The following is a 16,907-nucleotide window of genomic DNA, read 5'->3' as shown; positions in this document are numbered from 1 at the left end:
AGTCTTCCATATCAATCCGAGTTACGATACAACAAGCAGCAAAGTACTAATAATCCCTCATTTTAAGGAAAGGAAATACTTTTTATATAAACACATCCAGTGACTGTAACCAAATATCGTTTCAAGTACATCCCAGATCCTATAGGAAATTATGATGTTAAGTTTAATTCATAATGATAAAATTGTGAATCCTGAATGTATCCATTTCTGTCATAAAGTCTTTGGGCAGCATCATTATCTGGGGCTGTACTTAGGCTAATGCTATTAGCTCCTGTCTCTATAGCAAATTCTTTAGCTTTTTGTAAGAGCATTTCTCCTACTCCTTGTTTTCTGGCTTTTTCATCAACATATAGATCGTTTAATATCCAAGCTCTTTTCATCGCTATGGAAGAAAATGCAGGGTAAAGTTGCGTAAATCCGACGTATTTTTGTTTTTCTTTAGCAACAAAGATTACGGATTCTTGGTTTTCTATCCGTGCTTTTATGTAAGCTTTAGTCCCTTCTATATCCGATGTTTGCTGATAGAACATCCGATACAAATTAAATAAATTGGAAACATCTTCTAAATCTTCAATTGTGGCTTGGTAAATTTCCATATCTATTTCTCCCCTGCCTATTTAGTTTTGTATTTCCTTTGTTTCATAATCAATCAGGATCGATTACTTCCTTTCGTATCATGTTTCCATTTAATGGATGATACTAGTGCCGTCACTTGGCAGACAAGAGCCAGTACCCATCCAATAAGGGGTGCATATACATTAAATCCTTTTAATGCAAACCCACCTGCCAAAAAAGTGGTACTTATTAAAATAAATACAACTGCTCTTTTCTGATATCTATTTATTTTCCTCGCCTCCAGTAAAGTTATTTATTTAATAATTTTAAACTTTACAGCAACGTTAATACAAGAGATAGGACTTTCGTTTATTAAATATAAAACCCCATCCAAAAACTAGGACAGGGTTATACAAACATTTTGCCATTTGTGTTAGGCTACTGCTGTATTATCTGAATAAGGTTGCCACACGTATCATCAAATACAGCGATGGTGATGTCGCCCATCTTTGTCGGCTTCATTGTAAACTTCACGCCTAGCTGCAATAACCGTTCATACTCTTTGTGAATATCCTCAACACCAAACATGGTTACTGGAATGCCTTCTTCAAATAGCCTCTTCTGATAATCTTTGGCAATTGGATTGTTATTCGGTTCGAGTACAATTTCAGTACCTTCTTGATCTTCTGGAGAAACAAGCGTAATCCATCTAAATTCTCCGGCAGGGACGTCGTGCTTTTTTACAAAGCCAAGTGTCTCTGAATAAAACTGTAATGCCTTGTCCTGATCTTCTACGAATATACTCGTAACAATGATTTTCATATTGTTTTACCTCCTGGTTGTTGTGATGTGTGTTCTGTTCTAAAGCAAAAACCACCCCGTTCGGCAGAAATTTGTTTTACCATTTCTATATCGAACTATTCGAAACGCACGCGGCGCCTTCATCCACTTTTTTCTTCCTTATTTCTACAGATATAATGTATCTTGCGTATCGTAAAATTAATCTATCCATCCTTTCAGCAAGTTTTGAAGTGGCTCGTTATTGAACAGTAGTACTCGATACTTACCTTTTCGTTTTGATGTTACGAGTCCTGCTTCTTCCAATACTGAGAGATGTTTGGCTATACCTTGTCGCGAAATGGAAAGATTGTGCTTCATAATAAGTCGTCCTGTGAGTTCATACAAGGTCATCTCGTTACGTTCGGATAGTTCATCTAATATGAGCCGACGATTCGAGTCGGCAAGTGCCTTGAAAATAGCGTCTTTATTCCACATGTTTTCATTATAAGCAACTAATTGGTTGCCTGTCAATGAAGAGCAACTGAATAGTTGTATCTGAGCAAATTGTTACTCGGAAGAAAAACTCGACCCTGTATTTTGTACCGCAAAGGTTACACTTTTATTATCCTCCCGAGCGAAATCATTAGGAACAAACTTGGATTAGTTTAGTTGGCACCTGTCAAAATTAATTATATACTTATCATATATTTTAATAATTAAACAATATAGGTTGGGATGAAATGCCAGAAAACAATATCGAAGTAATTATGCGAGAAATGCTTGAAATACAAAAACGGTCGCGAAGATTTGCAGACCTATTATGTGAAGGGGAGTCACTATCTCAAAATCAGCTCGTTCTCCTCATTGAAATGAAAATTAATAATGGAATGAAAGCAACTCAGATTGCTGATTTTTTCGGCGTTACTCCTGGGGCCGTAACATCAATGTGCGATAAACTAGAAAAGCTTGGGCTTATACAACGAGTAAGAGAAAGTGAAGATCGCCGTGTTGTAAAAATGATTTTAACAGAGACCGGGGAAGCTAAGGTTCATGAACTATTTCTGAAGTTCCCACAAGAAAAGTTAAAGGAAATTGAGCAGGTATTATTGGAAGTAAATAAATTAATGAGTACGGTGTTTTAAGGATTTCAGTTATTGAAGTCCTTTTTTATTATATGGAAATTTTTAAAATTGCACTTGACAAAACTACAACCAATATAATTTAATTAGTATATATTTTAATAATTGAAATATATATTAATTAAATGATGGTGGTGTGTTTAATGACAAATGTACAAAGCCAGAAGTTGCGAAGTATAACGTTTACGAGTGGATCAATTAAAGACCTAGCACCAGAGTATGAAGTAGTAAAAATACGTGGATCTGTCTCTATACATCAAGAAGTTCAATTAAAAAAAATCACATCTCACGGATATAGTACATTTCACTCCAAAGTTAAGGTGGATCATTTCCAAAACTCCGGGTCATGCATCATGAAATCCAGCTGTGAAGCTATGGATATTGTCAATGCAGGTAACCTAAAAATGTATTGTGGTGAAGTATCAAAGGTTACGAGTTCCGGGAGACTGGCAATTGAACGAACCTTTATGACAGAGGAATTTGATTCAGTCGGAATCATTCGTGCTGAAGAGATTCAGGCAAAACAGTTTCAGTTAAAATTATCGGGTGAAAGTAAAATAGTACGGCTAATCGCAGAAGAGGTAAGCGTGGAGAAGGATAAAATTTCGTTTCCTTTATTAAAGAAGATACTCGTCTGTCAGGATATCAAAGGAAAGAACATACAATTATCTTATACGGAAGCGGATAGAGTAGAGGGGGATATTGTTGTAATCGGTAAACATTGTAAAATTCATACACTGTATTATACAGAAAGCTATTCCATTTCTCCGCATGCAGAAGTTCAGCATATTATTAGGAGGTAAAGCTCGTGGTGATATTGCAATTAACCATTCGTTTTCTGCTATTGCTAACAATCCCTGTCTTATATGTTCTTTATGTTGGATTAATGCTATGCGCATTACTGATCCTATTAGCTGGCATACTACGAACATTCGGTATTGAACAAATCCAAATGAGCATTTGGCAAGGAATTGAACTGCCTGCAGTATTAAGCATTCCTATATCACTCGCAGTCTCAATCCTACTCGTAATTTGCTCGCTCTATGTGAGAAGGTCGATTCGATATTGTATAGTGAGGATTAGAATTTAATTAGTGTGTATTGTTGTGCTGATTTGTTTATAACTTAAATATCTTACCTAAAAGTATAATCGTTATTCGAATTGGATTCATTATGCTTTCATAAAGTCGGGTTCTTACCATTCAGAATACTTGAAGATGGGGGCTTCCTCTTTCAAAGACCATTGAATTTTAGACAGCTCCCAGAACGTATTTGATTTACCTTGATCTTCATACGTGGTATATCCAATAAATGTTTCATTTTCAAGCGAAAGAACTGATTAAGCCTTAAAGATGTTTCAAAGCTTCTCGTTTACTAAGGGGTTTTAAGCTATGATTAGCGATAAAGGATCTTACGCTTTCAGGGCGAGTTTTGGCATACTCACGCAGTACCCATCCAATTGCTTTTTGTACAAAAAATTCATCGCTGTCTGCTCGTCTTAAAATATATCGAAATAGACGCTCCCCATCTGTTTTGTCTTTGTATTTTAGCTGATACAATATTGCAGATCGCTGGAACCAAATATTCTCATCTTCAATCCACTGATCAGCAAATGATGGAATAAGTTCCCCGTGCTTAGAAAACATATAGCCCACGATATGAGGAGAAAGTACATCTACCGTATCCCACCATGACTTTTTCACTATCAAACTAGCTAACCAAGATACGTCCTCCTTGGTTAAGTCCTTCTTTGCTTTTTCAATTATATCAAGGGCAGCTTTTTGATATTCACGTTCTGGAAGATCCCATAGCATAAAAATGACATCTTTCAGATCTTCTTTTGGAGGCAATCCGATTTCTTTGATAAATTGTTTCGTTAATTTTCGACGAATAGGAGTTCGAATACCCAAAAAGTCGAATTGGTTTCTGAAATAGTTGTTTGACCACCTGGCAAATTCAGCATCCTTGTGTTTGGAATATAGATTAATAAGCTCTTGAACATATGAGTTTGTTGCATCCGTCATTATATGGCCACCTTACAATTTGTTATTAAACGAGAATTCATATCCTATATAGTTAAATATATTTCTGAATCCTATATTTTCTGCAACTGCAATAGAAGATTTGTTTGACTCCATACAATCCCAATATGGAATCCTATTATTATCTAGACAATCATTTACGAAAGCTTTCGCTATGTTTTGCGCTAACTTTTTCCCTCGATGTTCTTCTATCGTTTCAATGGTTACAGCATGAACATTTCCCGCGACAAATCCTGAAAAACAAAGACTTACAATTTCATTCTTGTAAATCATACAATATCCCATACCATTATGAAAGAACGTTTCAGATGAAGACCAAGACTCTAAAATTTTTGACCTTAGAAATGCTATATTCTTTATTGAATTGCCTTTGTTTTCAAAGATATCTTTACAAACTTTCATAAGTTTGTATCCTTGCGTTATACTAAACTCATCGTTATAGCTATAGTCGTCCTTATGTAGCGTATAAACCCTTTGGTTCCAGCTTCCTAATTTGCGTTTTTTAAACACTTCCTTAATCGTGGCATCCCATTTTCTATGCTCACCAATACCTTCAAACCATTTCAGCTCAACTTCAGTCGCTTCAGGCATAATGATTGTATCAATAAAATGATTTAGATCTTTATTGAAGCGCTCATTCTTTTCATTTCCAATAAAGATAAACCCATCGTTATTTCCTAACCATACAAGTCCAGAAGCAGGAGTATCCATATCATCTACAAAGACACGACCAGGATTAACCCCTTCAATCACTGCTCTTGCTTCTAACAGTCCTTGATCAGATAATAAGTATTTACATTTATAGAATTTATCCTTTTTTAGCTCAGAGATCATATTTGTCCCGTCCTAACCTTATTTCTTTTCTGCTAACATGAAAATCAATAATCTTCTTTAATTATGCTGCCCCCAAATGTTCTTGTTTGATCTTGCACCAATTTATGGAGAAACTACTTAAAACCATCTGTTTCTCTAATCTGAGTAAAATTTTCTTCACGGATTTCGCTTTTTTCTATAAGAATCTCTTGAAATGATTTAAAAAGTTCTTGAATTTTTTTATCTCGGTTAATAATTTCTATACTCTTATTATATTCTACTTCATCTTTATATTGAGAAATCTCCATCCACTTTGTTTGCTCCTCGTTACTCTGAATATAAATTACATGTGAATCTATATACTTACTATAAATTTCCCTTGTTTTTTCTTGAATGTTTAAAAAGGTTTCTATTTTGTCTTTCTTAATATGATACGTATAAACTTTTACAAACATCTTTTCACTCCTGACATTTCATAAGTCATTTCTTAATATAGTTTAATTTCCTGCCAATAAAATTAGCAGAAACAGGGCTTCGGTCTAATTCTCTTGCCCAGACAGAAAGCTGGCCAATATGATGAATCTCGTGAGCAATAATATGATGAAGTATTTCATCCTTCGTGTATTTATCTTCATCCCAAGGCACATGTATGTGTTCATCTTTGGACTCATTTAAATTTGTTTTTAAATAAACCAAAATCTCATCTCGGAGTGTATCGGACAGAGATTTAACCATTTCAAGGGTATTATAATCTGCAAATGAAAATACGATATCTTCTTTACCCTGAATACCGCGTATCCAGCTATATTCCACGTCAATAATGTGAAAAAGGGTGTATAAAATATTTCTTACACCACCTTTGTGATCATTTAACAGCTCTTCAGGTGTTAGCTGTTTACACCAGTCAAACCATTCATCTCTTACCTGCCAGTTATACTCAAAAAACGTAATCAATGTGAACACCTCTTTCATTCAATTGCTGAAACTAATTGTAAGTGTTTAAGGTTCTTCTTGTTAAAAAACTAATTTTAATTAGTGTCTCTACTTAAATAATAACATAATCTTCTGAAAGAGTAGCTGGTCGTTCAACAATGAACATTGACTGAATTCAAAAGCTGTAACATCCGAATGCAATCCGAATAAAATGGCATAGGCGTTTGATCATACTCTGCAGAAACCACAAGGGGTGAATTTATGTCAATCATTACGGGAAGCGAATATATTGATCGAATCGATCTTCTGGAAATGGATATATGGGTAGATGGGCATCCGGTCATAGGCAAAGTCTCTGAGCACCCGGCATTTAAGGGAGTTATGAGGAGTCAAGCAGCATTATATGATTTACAACACGATGAATCATTACAAGCTATCATGACTTATTCCTCGCCATCAACTAGTGAGCCAGTTGGGATGTCCTATTTGCAGCCAAAGACGAAACAGGATCTTGTGAAAAGAAGGAAGATGATTCAACAATGGGCACTGTCAACGAATGGCATGATGGGAAGAAGTCCGGACTATATGAATACGGTGCTGATGGCACTTGCATCATCTGTAGACCTTTTAAAGGGAAAGGAAAACTGTTTCCCTGAACATTTATTATCCTTTTATGAATATGCCCGTGAAAACGACATTTCCATGACACATACATTTATAAACCCGCAAGTCAATCGTGAGCAATTTTATTTTGAAGATCCGGATGATGAACCAATAGCCACTAAAGTTGTAGACAAAACAAATGAAGGTATTATTGTTAAAGGGGCCAGGCTATTGGCAACACAGGGTGGGATAACAGATGAAATCGTTGTCTTATCGGCAGGAGGAATCCAGGATAAGGCGAATGGTTTTGCATTTTCCATCCCTAGTAATACAAAAGGTTTAAAATTTATCTGCCGGGAATCATTTGTTGGCGGCGCTTCCGCATTTAACTATCCATTGAGTTCACGCTATGAAGAAATGGATACGATTGTCGTTTTTGATAATGTACTTATTCCGTGGGAACGCGTGTTTTATTACAATAACCTACAAGTCTCGAATACTTTCATGGATGCTAGTTCATTTCTGCCGTTTACTTTACATCAGGCTGTATCCAGACAAATCGTTAAAACTGAATTTGTCTTAGGTGTAGCTCAGTCAATCATTGATACAATCAATATTAGTGAGTACCAACATGTTCAGGAAAAGGTATCTGAAATTATCGTTGCTCTGGAAACGATGAAAGCATTGATTATTAAATCTGAAGTTGAAGCTGAATTGGATGAATGGGGGTTCATGAGGCCAAATCAAAAAACACTGCAGGTAGCCTGTAATGTATTCCCGCGCGCCTATGCAAGATTTGGTGAAATTATTCAGCAGCTAGGAGCCAGTGGGTTGATGTCCATCCCAACAGAACAGGCATTTCAATCATCACTAAGAAAAGACTTGGATCAATATTTGCAATCGAAAGCTGATGATGCTGAATCACGTGTCAAGATTTTTCGTTTAGCTTGGGAAATGACAATGAGTGCATTTGGTACACGTGAAACCCAATATGAACGGTTTTTCTTTGGTGATCCAATCCGGTTGTCTAGTGGGTTGTATTTTTCATATGATAAGGAACCGTATGTAAAACGGGTAAAGACTTTGTTAGGGATGGATTGAAGTTATTTGAATCTGGCCGATTGGCATAACCATATCATTTGAGCAGTTACCATCATTCAACTCATCAAACGAATGGTATGTGGTTAGGAGAGCAGAAAAATTGTTCTCCTTTTAGTCTATTTCTAAAGGATAGTGCGCTTTTAGTATCGTAACGCATCAGCTAGCTTCACATTAACATTTGCATATCATTAAAATATTTCCATCAGGATCTTTAAAATTAAAATAATGATTATGTTCGATTTGTGTAATCAAATCAACGTCCTTATTACTCATAAAATGAATGCTTCTTCAATGTTTTTTGTATTGAAGTGGAATAGATTTTAAATACTCTATCCTCTGAATAAATCTTGCTGTCTAACTCAATCCCTGTACCTTCCATAGGTATTACGTAAAGATGACCAAACTGAATTTCACCGTCTGTTTTCAGTCCTAAAATATCACAGTACCAATCTCTTGCTTTCTCTATGTTGCTTACTGGGATAAATACTGTTCCGATTTGTTTTAAAATAGGATTCTCCATAAAAACACTTCCATTAAATATGTTTATTAAATATTCTGTATATACAGAATAAAATCCTGCTTCTTTAGTGAAAAAACGCAATTGTGAAGCTTTCACCGTCACATTAAAGCACTTGTTACTTCAATAAGAATTATCATCGATTTTCATAGCAGACTTGCTAAATTTTCCAATAATTAAAATGGCAATACCTATAATACCTCCTACAAATTCAGCAATATAAAAATCCGAGTCTTTTACAAAACGGATAAGGAATCCTCCACCAAAAATTATTGTCATTGAAATTCCAATAGATGTTAGTAAATTCTTCACATTATCTCACCCTTTTTTGGTACAAGTAACAAACCATAAATGGAAAGTAAAGTGGACAAACACTATTAATCTAGTAAAGTACCGTTTGCTCCATAATATTAAAACAAGAAGTAGTCTAATTATTTAGTTTTCCATTAATTTGTTTAAAATGATGAATATCATGTTTTATAAAGATTTTTATAAAACTTTCAACTGAGAACTGTCGTTTGCCTTTTCCTATTGTAAATCTAACATCTTCCCCTATTTTTGAGATTCTTTCAATAAGTTCTTTTCGTGTTTCTATGAAAGCATCTATAATAGATTCTGCGGAATGGTCTCTTAGATATGATATTGCTTTCTTATTATGTTGGTCATGGTTTGGAAACTGTGGCAAGTTAGCTCCGTTAACCATTACTGGAACCATTATTTCAAGATTATACTTATCCCAATAATATAAGTGTCCTACAATTTCTCTAATCGACCATTTTCCTTCGCTAATCGGTTCTTTTAGCTTTGATTCTTGTACATCTTTTAATTTCTGAATGGGATCTAGTGTATCTTCAAATTGCTTTAATATTTTCTTCATACCGTTTCCACCTCTTCCGATAAGTTAGAATATTATGTATTGATTAAAATTATACACGTAGAAATAATAGAAGTCATTTCACAAAGTTATTTTACCTTACATTATTTAACTATTGCGCCCGATGGTTAATTTGTTATCGGTAGCAGGTGTTAGCGATACATCGACTGAATCTTTTCAAGATCCCTAATAAAGAGGTTCACTTCTTCCTGACTCAACCGTATCGGCATTTGATCATACAATGTAATGATTTGACCATCTGTGTCATTTTGGTGTTTTTTCAAATAATCATAAAGACTTTTTAACTGGTTTTCTCTAATACTGGATTCTGTAGTGAAATGCTTTACTTTTTGTATTGAAAATTCGTTCACGAGTTCATCAAATTCACCTGAAATAATGTTACCTGTTAGCAACATGGGAGTCCCTCCTAAGCCATAAGGTTAGTTTTTGTTAGTTTATCCTAAAAGATCACATCCTAATTACAAACCTCGGAGAGGAAAAGGGCAGATATAGCTAGTAAAAACACTAATTCTTCTTAATAAAAACTGTTTACACATAGAAAATCCTCTAAATCGATTTTATCTTATCACCTTTACTCCACAAAACCTGTATGAGCTCAATAATACGTTTTTGCATAGGGGATAGCTTACGGTTTGGGTGATAAATTAAGTAAATGGATCGTCTTTTTCTTGAATTGAATTCTTTGAATAATAAAGTTCCTTTTTTTACCTCATGTTCAACAGAAAGCTTCGAAACAACTGCAATTCCTAAATTAGAAAGGATCGCCTTTTTAATTGCTTCTGCACTTTGGATTTCTAGTTCATGTGGAAACTGAATGTTTTCTTTTTGGCACCAGCTTCTGAAGATTTTGGTTGATGTAGAATCTTCTTCTCTGAGTAGAACTCTCTCCAACCTGAAAAATCTTGGCTCGTCTAAAGAATACGAAGCAAGTCGGTGATTTACATGTATTGCGATACCAATAGGATCTTCTTGGATTGGAATAGCAACAAAATCGGATACATCCTCCTGATAAGCAACAACGAGCCCAATGTCAATGCTATAGTCATCGAGTAATTTCCGAATGATTCTTGTGTTATGGACCCGTATTTTTAAATCGGATTCTGGTATTTGTTCAAAAATAGTTGGCAACGTGGAAGGGATAATGGAGCTAGCGACTGTGTTACTTACTCCAATAAGAACAGAGCCTTGTCTTACATGTTGGATGTCTAACATGGTTTGCTGTGCTTGTTTATGGATTTGCAGTATTTTTTCCATATAAGGGAGAAGTGTTTTTCCTGTAGAAGTAAGCATAGTACGTCTTCCTTTGTATTCAACAAGGGCAAGATTACTTCGTTCTTCCATTTTTTTTATGTGAAACGTAATAGTAGGTTGGCTTAATTGAAGCTGCTCTGCTACTTTTGTTAATTGGCCCTCCTGATGAATGGCGTGTAAGATTTCATATTGCTGAAGTGTGAACATGTATAAACCTCCTATAGATAAAATCTATCCATTTCTAATATTTTATAAAAGAAATATTAATAGTAGTTTAACGAGGGGTTAATTTTTAGTTAATGCTCCCTTTGTATACTTAACTTATCATCCAATAGGAGGGGTTTTATGAAGGTGAATAAGTTGTTGGTACTGGTACTTGGGTTGGTGTTTATTCTTGCTGCTTGTGGGTCAAACAACGAGACAGAAGCGAACGAGGGAGAAGGTTAGAAACCATTCGGTTTGTAGATACAGGAGCAGAAGGAATGGAAGAGTTGTCACGGGAATTTGGTCCGTTTAAAGATGCCTTAGCAGAAGCAACTGGAAAAGAGATAGAATTCTTCTCTATTTCAAACCGGACAGCTGCCACGACGGCAATGGAGTTTGGGCAAGTGGATCTCGTTCTTACAGGACCAGGTGAGTATGTAACGATGAAAAGTGCGATCGATGTAAAAGGGGTTGTAGGGATTACAAGGCCAGGGTATCGGAGTGTTATTGCTGTTCCTGCTGATAGTGATATTCAATCGATGGAGGATTTGAAAGGAAAAACCATCGCAATGAAAGATGTCGGATCAACTTCAGGACATGTCGCAACGGCTGGAATGTTAATAGATGCAGGCATTGATCCGAATAATGATGTCGAGACATTAATGCTAGGAGAAACATTTGTAGAGGCATTTAAAGCAGGGGAAACAGATGCAGTTGCTTTCTCGTTTTCTCGATACAATGAGTTAGTAGAGGAATGGGGAGAAGACAATGTTCGCGTGCTAGCTGAAAGTGAAGACCTTCCAAATGATTTGTTCGTTGCAAGCGAGGATTTGTCAGAGGAACAAGTGGAAGAGCTCAGGCAGCAAATGATGGATAATCAAGGTAAGCTGCTAGAGAGCATGCTTGTCACGGGCGAACATGATCATTATACAGAAAGTGAATTTGTCACTGTAGATGATAAACAATACGATGACCTTCGGAAAATATATGAAGAATTAGGAATTGAAGTCGAATAGTTGGAGGAAACAAATGCTGCTGCTTAACCAGGTAACTAAAAAATTTCAAGATGAAACGAAGGCGCTCGATTCCATCGACTTAACGATAGAAAAGGGAGAACAAGTTATTTTGCTTGGGCATAATGGCTCTGGCAAATCGACGCTTCTTAGAATGATTGGCGGTTTAGAAACAATTACTTCTGGAGAGATTTTACTTGATGGTCGATCCCTTTCTTATGCCAGGCAAAGGGAAATGAGGAAGTTACGTGAAAAAATGGGACATGTATTTCAGAAGTTTAATTTAATACCAACATTATCTGTTTTTCAGAATGTTTTATTTGGCGCACTTGGTCGTAACCCACTTGTTGTAACTACATTGCACCCTTTTGCGAAAAAGGAACTTCGTGAAAAAACGATGGTTTGTCTAGAACGTGTAGGTCTTGCTGATTTAGCTGTACGACGGGCGGATCAGCTATCAGGTGGACAGCAACAACGAGTGGCGATTGCGCGGATGTTAATGCAGGAACCCTCGGTTATATTGGCTGATGAACCGATTGCGTCGCTTGATCCAAAGGCTGGTATAGAGGTGATGGATCTGTTGGTTGGAGTGGCAATGGAAAATAAAATGACTTTGATTTGTACACTTCACCAGCTTGACTTAGCTGTATCTTATGGAAGTCGTTTTGTCGGATTAAAAAATGGAGAACTTGTGTTAGATGAGCAAAAAGCTAAACATACGGTCGATTCATTCGCGTGGTTGTATGGTAAACAGAAGGAGTTGCTACAGAATGTCACATAGTGCAAAAAGCACACCCCCGCGTTTTTCCATGCCGCCTGTATGGAGCTGGATTGTCATCGTTGGGTTTGCAGGATTCTTTATCTCTGGTGTAATGAATGCTGATATCTCATTAAGAAGAACATGGGAAGGAATCGGCAATATTGGAGCATTTATTTCGCGAGCATTTCCGCCAGATATGAGTCGTTGGCAAAGTATTTTCTTGGCTATGTTAGAAACGTTCGAAATAGCACTAGTGGGCACGGTACTCGGAGTGGTGATTAGCCTGCCGATCGCTCTATTAATTTCCAAAAATACGACGCCGCATGCAGTGGTAAGCGGTGTTCTTCGTTTTATCGTATCTGTGATGCGGACAATACCAGATTTAGTATGGGCACTTTTATTTGTTATTTCTGTCGGGTTAGGATCTTTCGCAGGTATTTTAACCATTATGGTGGATACGATTGCATTTTGCGCGCGCTTCTTTTCGGAGAGAATAGAGGAAATAGACAAAGGACCAGTTGAGGCGATCAAGTCGACGGGTAGTAATCGTTTAGGTGTATACGTTGCTTCTATCCTGCCGATTGGATTTCCATCATTTGTTGCCACTAGCTTATTTTCCGTCGAAAAGGCAATTCGATCAGCGGTTGTGCTTGGACTGGTTGGCGCAGGAGGAATAGGTATTGAGTTATCCACTTCCATGTCATTAATGAAATACGATGAAGCTTTCATGATCATTATTATTATCTTTATTGTTGTGGTATCGGTTGAACAGCTTTCAGCTATCATTCGCAAAAAGTTAATTTAAAGGAGGAAATAGGTTGCTTTTTTTAGTGCGTCATGGAGAAACGGAATGGAACTTACATAAGAGATTACAAGGACAGCAAGACATTCCATTAAGTGAGGTAGGAGTTAATCAAGCGCGGGAATTAGGATTACACTTTCAAAATCAACATATTGTTTTTGAACATGTATACACAAGTGATTTATTACGAGCCCACCAAACTGCCCAATTAATCACAAAAGGGATGTCAATTAGTAAATTTACTATCGAACCCAATCTACGAGAACGTTTTTATGGGGAGCTTGAAGGTGAATATATTGATGATATTGTGAAACTTATGCCAGATTACGATAAAAATTTTGGTGTAAAGATGCAATATGGAATTGAATCGTTAGAAGACATGCAAAAACGAATGGTTTCCATTCTAACGTCTATTGCTAAAGTAACAGAAGGTTCTCCAACATTAATTGTTTCGCATGGGGGATCGATTAATGCACTCCTTCACTATATTACAAAAGGGGAGATGGGAACTGGAAAAGGAAAGTTGGCAAATACCTCTTTCACGCGATTGCAATGGAGTAATCAAACTTTTCATGTGCAAGTGTACAATGAGACATCACGTGTAAAAGTAACATGAGAAAGGGAAAGCACTAAAAAGGATTTCATGTAGATAAGTAGATGGAATAAAAACAAACGACAAAGAGAAGGGCCCCTACAATCCTGTAAGGGCCCACTGTCTTTCACTTACACTCCCGGAAACCATCCAGGCGTATTCATAATGACATTCCACAATGGGCCTGGTACAACTAATTCTTCCTGTTTATCCTTATTAATTTCTGTTACAATTTCGTCTTCTCGTCCTTCGGCTACTTTTTGTACCCAGTCCGGATCAATAATAAGCTCTCGACCAAGCGCGAGCAGTGGAACCCCTGTCTCAAAAGCTTTGCGGGCATCTTCTGCACTGTAAATAGAACCTACACCAATTAAAGGAACGCGATTATCGATCGTTTCAAGCAGGTAATCAATACGTGTTTTGTTTACATCTTCCACGCCTCTTCTTGCTTTGGAAAGAAAATGCTGTAAGGATACATGGAGATAATCCAAGTCTTTTTCTGCTAATGTATCCACTAGTTTAATGGTGTCTGCCATAGTGATTCCTGGTGTTTCGGCTTCTTCCGGTGAGAAGCGGTATCCTACGATAAAGGAATCGTCGGCATGCTCCTTCACTACGCTCTTTATTTTATCTACGATGGCTAGTGGGAAGGTCATCCGTTTTTCGACACTTCCGCCAAATCGATCCTCACGTTGATTGGAATGCGGAGAGAAGAATTGCTGGATTAAGTATCCGTTCGCCCCGTGGATTTCCACTCCATCATAGCCTGCTTCAATCGCCCGGCGTGCCGTCTCACCAAAAGCATCGACAATCTCCTCAACCTCTGTTTCTGTTAATGCTCTAGGTGTTTTAGCTCCTGCCACCTCCGCCGGAACAGCACTGGCACTTACGATGTCACCATGAGGAACCAGTTCTGGCGGACACGTTCTTCCACCATGGAAAATCTGCAAAATAGCTTTAGCGCCTTGACTTTGGATGGTCTTAGCTAATTGGCTCAGACTTGGAATCATTTCATCGCGGTCACCAGCGAATTCATTATGGAAACCTTTTCCGTTCGGGGTTACATATGTACAAGCAGTAATAACCATGCTTACATCTTTGGAACGTCGTGCGTAATAGGCCAGCTCTTCCTCTGAAACTGTTCCATCTGGATTGGATGAAAAGTTAGTCATTGGTGCCATTATGATTCGATTCTTCAATTCAACTCCATTGTTAAATGTATATGGTGAAAAAAATTTTTGATTGCTTGGATTCATCGTTTCTTCCTCCTTCAAGGATTACTTTATGGTTATGATAGTAGTTCTATTTCGTTTTGTATATTAATGTGCTTGGAGTATTAACTTTACTCATGGAGCTGGCTTTTTTTTGCTGAAAAATGGCCAACGCTTATTCTGACAGACTCCACATAATTTTTTTGGACCTTTCTCTTTACTCTCATGCAATCAATTTTTAGTCATTTGGAACTATTTTCCTCACGAATTGAAACCTATTATAACCGATAATCGTATGAAAATTACCAAAATAATAAAGGAGCGATTCGATTGTATAAGCGATTTTACCTACCTATACTTTTACTCGTATCAATTTTAATCGCAGCAGGTTGTAATAACTCGAATGGAAACGAAGAGAATAGTGGAGAAAGTAATGAAACTTCCGCTGAGGAAAATAACGCTGAGAAAACAGATAAAGAAGAAAATGGAGCATCTGGTCATCATACCGATTTACTTACAGTAGAAGGAACCCCCTTTGATGAGTCATTATTTGAAGTGGTGGACTTTGAATCGGATCCATCGCCAAATGATTATTATTACCAATATGCATCAAGTGGAGCATTAGCCATGGGCGGAGAAAATCATAGTATATTTTTTGATTATCGGACTGGAGAAAGATTAAGCTTAGAAACCGATGTTGAACGCCTGAAAGGAAGAGCAGAGTCATCCATTGTAAATACGGATAGTTATACATGGCCATTTTTATTCGGTAATTACTATTATCTTCAGGGTAATGATGTTGGCACAAATAAAATCATTCAAGTTGATCTTTCGACTGGAGAAATTGAAGATTTAGCAGACGCAGATGGTCCATCAGATATGGTGAAAAAAGATGACATTCTTTATATTATCAGCGCTGATAAGTTGTCCGCGCTTGATACAAGTACAAAAGAAACAATTTGGGAAACAACAGGAGAAGTTGAGCTTAGTACAGGATATGCTGAACTTCATGCAACAGATCATGCGCTTATTTATGAAGATCAATACGGACTAACAGCGTTCGATATAAAAGATGGAACAAAATTATTTGAAGAAGAAGGAGTATTCCGGGACGTTGCTGTCGATGGAAGTACCTTCTATGCTTTGGCAGATGAAGCTGATGCATTTTCAGACTCGCTTTACAAGGTAGTGGAATTCGATGACCAAGAAGGAAAAAAGGAAACAATAATTGAAGCCCCAGAAGTGGAAGAACCATACGAAATTGGAGAGATAAAATTAGATTTAGTTGATGATCTTCTTTATATCACAGTTGAAAATGGAATATTAACGTATGATATCAATAGCCATGAGCAGCTATGGTCGGTTTCTGTTGGAGATTTAAAGGATCGTTCTGAAACAGGTGATGATTATAACTATTGGTTCTCTGCAGGTATTACAGGTAATCATGTATATGCATTTACAGAGAAATCAAATGTTGCAAATGATCGTGACAACTTTCTTACGGTAATTGATTCCAAAACCGGTGAGGTAAAAAATCAGTATTCCTTTGGAAAGGCAATTGGTGCCGGTCCAATAATTGATGAAGAAAATGGGAATGTTATGGTATATCTGCAATACTTTAATGATGAAGGGGCACAAGGGTTTATTTTGCCGATTGAATAAGGTGGAAAAAGAGGCTATTAGCTAAATTGGGTAAT

At 36.9% G+C, this 16,907-nt stretch carries 22 protein-coding genes and 1 pseudogene; 9 read left to right on the top strand and 14 right to left on the bottom strand.

Annotation, left to right across the window (positions count from 1 at the left end; genetic code table 11):
- Nucleotides 1-149: 149 nt before the first annotated feature.
- From NST46_RS06240 to NST46_RS06225, 4 genes are all read right to left on the bottom strand, one after another.
- Entirely contained in the window at nucleotides 150-596 is a 447-nt protein-coding gene (locus NST46_RS06240; RefSeq protein ID WP_251659793.1) for a GNAT family N-acetyltransferase, read from the bottom strand.
- A gap of 53 nt (nucleotides 597-649) precedes the next feature.
- Nucleotides 650-790 carry a hypothetical protein gene (locus NST46_RS06235; RefSeq protein ID WP_341136934.1) on the bottom strand — a complete coding sequence of 47 codons (141 nt, stop codon included), beginning with the start codon at nucleotides 788-790 and terminating at the stop codon, nucleotides 650-652.
- A gap of 203 nt (nucleotides 791-993) precedes the next feature.
- A complete protein-coding gene (locus NST46_RS06230; protein WP_341136933.1) occupies nucleotides 994-1,377 on the bottom strand; it encodes a VOC family protein in 384 nt (127 codons plus the stop codon).
- A gap of 177 nt (nucleotides 1,378-1,554) precedes the next feature.
- Nucleotides 1,555-1,830, bottom strand: a complete 276-nt coding sequence (locus tag NST46_RS06225; protein ID WP_341137324.1) for an ArsR/SmtB family transcription factor — start codon at nucleotides 1,828-1,830, stop codon at nucleotides 1,555-1,557.
- 245 nt (nucleotides 1,831-2,075) lie between these two features.
- Between NST46_RS06225 and NST46_RS06220 the strand changes: the two genes are divergently transcribed.
- The 3 genes from NST46_RS06220 (at nucleotide 2,076) to NST46_RS06210 (ending at nucleotide 3,564) form a co-directional block, all read left to right on the top strand.
- Nucleotides 2,076-2,477 (top strand): MarR family winged helix-turn-helix transcriptional regulator, encoded by a 402-nt coding sequence (locus NST46_RS06220; RefSeq protein WP_118889348.1) that lies wholly within the window; start codon nucleotides 2,076-2,078, stop codon nucleotides 2,475-2,477.
- Nucleotides 2,478-2,617: 140 nt separating this feature from the next.
- Nucleotides 2,618-3,277 (top strand): hypothetical protein, encoded by a 660-nt coding sequence (locus NST46_RS06215; RefSeq protein WP_341136932.1) that lies wholly within the window; start codon nucleotides 2,618-2,620, stop codon nucleotides 3,275-3,277.
- A gap of 5 nt (nucleotides 3,278-3,282) precedes the next feature.
- Complete coding sequence (locus NST46_RS06210) at nucleotides 3,283-3,564, top strand: hypothetical protein (protein WP_095310129.1); 282 nt, start codon at nucleotides 3,283-3,285, stop codon at nucleotides 3,562-3,564.
- A 255-nt stretch (nucleotides 3,565-3,819) separates the two neighbouring features.
- Here NST46_RS06210 and NST46_RS06205 read toward each other — a convergent pair whose 3' ends face one another.
- The 4 genes from NST46_RS06205 to NST46_RS06190 form a co-directional block, all read right to left on the bottom strand.
- A complete protein-coding gene (locus NST46_RS06205; RefSeq protein WP_341136931.1) occupies nucleotides 3,820-4,497 on the bottom strand; it encodes a DNA alkylation repair protein in 678 nt (225 codons plus the stop codon).
- A 12-nt stretch (nucleotides 4,498-4,509) separates the two neighbouring features.
- Nucleotides 4,510-5,349, bottom strand: coding sequence for a GNAT family N-acetyltransferase (locus NST46_RS06200; RefSeq protein ID WP_341136930.1), 840 nt, complete (start codon nucleotides 5,347-5,349; stop codon nucleotides 4,510-4,512).
- Nucleotides 5,350-5,462: 113 nt separating this feature from the next.
- A complete protein-coding gene (locus NST46_RS06195) occupies nucleotides 5,463-5,783 on the bottom strand; it encodes a hypothetical protein (RefSeq protein WP_095310135.1) in 321 nt (106 codons plus the stop codon).
- A 25-nt stretch (nucleotides 5,784-5,808) separates the two neighbouring features.
- Nucleotides 5,809-6,282 carry a DinB family protein gene (locus NST46_RS06190; protein WP_303447158.1) on the bottom strand — a complete coding sequence of 158 codons (474 nt, stop codon included), beginning with the start codon at nucleotides 6,280-6,282 and terminating at the stop codon, nucleotides 5,809-5,811.
- A 240-nt stretch (nucleotides 6,283-6,522) separates the two neighbouring features.
- Here NST46_RS06190 and hpaB point away from each other — a divergent pair, with 240 nt between their 5' ends.
- Entirely contained in the window at nucleotides 6,523-7,965 is a 1,443-nt protein-coding gene (hpaB, locus tag NST46_RS06185) for a 4-hydroxyphenylacetate 3-monooxygenase, oxygenase component (RefSeq protein WP_251659799.1), read from the top strand.
- Nucleotides 7,966-8,136: 171 nt separating this feature from the next.
- Here hpaB and NST46_RS06180 read toward each other — a convergent pair.
- The 5 genes and pseudogenes from NST46_RS06180 to NST46_RS06160 form a co-directional block, all read right to left on the bottom strand.
- Nucleotides 8,137-8,485, bottom strand: a pseudogene (locus tag NST46_RS06180) (VOC family protein).
- Between the two features lie 120 nt (nucleotides 8,486-8,605).
- On the bottom strand, nucleotides 8,606-8,794 hold the full coding sequence (locus NST46_RS06175; protein WP_095310142.1) for a hypothetical protein: 189 nt from the start codon (nucleotides 8,792-8,794) through the stop codon (nucleotides 8,606-8,608).
- Between the two features lie 115 nt (nucleotides 8,795-8,909).
- Nucleotides 8,910-9,359, bottom strand: coding sequence for a DinB family protein (locus NST46_RS06170; RefSeq protein ID WP_095310144.1), 450 nt, complete (start codon nucleotides 9,357-9,359; stop codon nucleotides 8,910-8,912).
- Between the two features lie 149 nt (nucleotides 9,360-9,508).
- Nucleotides 9,509-9,772 (bottom strand): hypothetical protein, encoded by a 264-nt coding sequence (locus NST46_RS06165; protein ID WP_095310146.1) that lies wholly within the window; start codon nucleotides 9,770-9,772, stop codon nucleotides 9,509-9,511.
- Between the two features lie 151 nt (nucleotides 9,773-9,923).
- On the bottom strand, nucleotides 9,924-10,835 hold the full coding sequence (locus tag NST46_RS06160; RefSeq protein WP_095310148.1) for a LysR family transcriptional regulator: 912 nt from the start codon (nucleotides 10,833-10,835) through the stop codon (nucleotides 9,924-9,926).
- A gap of 194 nt (nucleotides 10,836-11,029) precedes the next feature.
- On the opposite strand from NST46_RS06160, the gene NST46_RS06155 reads away from it, so the two are divergent.
- From NST46_RS06155 to NST46_RS06140, 4 genes are read left to right on the top strand one after another with little or no spacing between them, the layout of a single operon-like run.
- The gene (locus NST46_RS06155; RefSeq protein ID WP_341136929.1) at nucleotides 11,030-11,848 is read left to right on the top strand and encodes a phosphate/phosphite/phosphonate ABC transporter substrate-binding protein; all 819 of its coding nucleotides are present in this window, start codon (nucleotides 11,030-11,032) and stop codon (nucleotides 11,846-11,848) included.
- Between the two features lie 13 nt (nucleotides 11,849-11,861).
- Nucleotides 11,862-12,626 carry a phosphonate ABC transporter ATP-binding protein gene (gene phnC / locus NST46_RS06150; protein WP_095310151.1) on the top strand — a complete coding sequence of 255 codons (765 nt, stop codon included), beginning with the start codon at nucleotides 11,862-11,864 and terminating at the stop codon, nucleotides 12,624-12,626.
- Nucleotides 12,616-13,410, top strand: coding sequence for a phosphonate ABC transporter, permease protein PhnE (gene phnE / locus NST46_RS06145; RefSeq protein ID WP_095310153.1), 795 nt, complete (start codon nucleotides 12,616-12,618; stop codon nucleotides 13,408-13,410). Before phnC ends, phnE begins: the two co-directional genes overlap by 11 nt.
- A 13-nt stretch (nucleotides 13,411-13,423) precedes the next feature.
- Entirely contained in the window at nucleotides 13,424-14,023 is a 600-nt protein-coding gene (locus NST46_RS06140; RefSeq protein WP_341136928.1) for a histidine phosphatase family protein, read from the top strand.
- Nucleotides 14,024-14,130: 107 nt separating this feature from the next.
- Here the strand turns inward: NST46_RS06140 and NST46_RS06135 are convergent, their stop codons facing one another.
- The gene (locus NST46_RS06135) at nucleotides 14,131-15,255 is read right to left on the bottom strand and encodes an NADH-dependent flavin oxidoreductase (protein WP_341136927.1); all 1,125 of its coding nucleotides are present in this window, start codon (nucleotides 15,253-15,255) and stop codon (nucleotides 14,131-14,133) included.
- 285 nt (nucleotides 15,256-15,540) lie between these two features.
- On the opposite strand from NST46_RS06135, the gene NST46_RS06130 reads away from it, so the two are divergent.
- On the top strand, nucleotides 15,541-16,872 hold the full coding sequence (locus NST46_RS06130; protein WP_341136926.1) for an outer membrane protein assembly factor BamB family protein: 1,332 nt from the start codon (nucleotides 15,541-15,543) through the stop codon (nucleotides 16,870-16,872).
- Nucleotides 16,873-16,907: the final 35 nt, after the last annotated feature.

It is taken from the genome of Oceanobacillus sp. FSL W7-1309 (genome assembly GCF_038002145.1).
Lineage (GTDB): Bacteria > Bacillota > Bacilli > Bacillales > Amphibacillaceae > Oceanobacillus > Oceanobacillus profundus.
The sequence above is the reverse complement of the archived record's forward strand: the minus strand, read 5'-3'. Positions and strand labels throughout refer to the sequence as shown.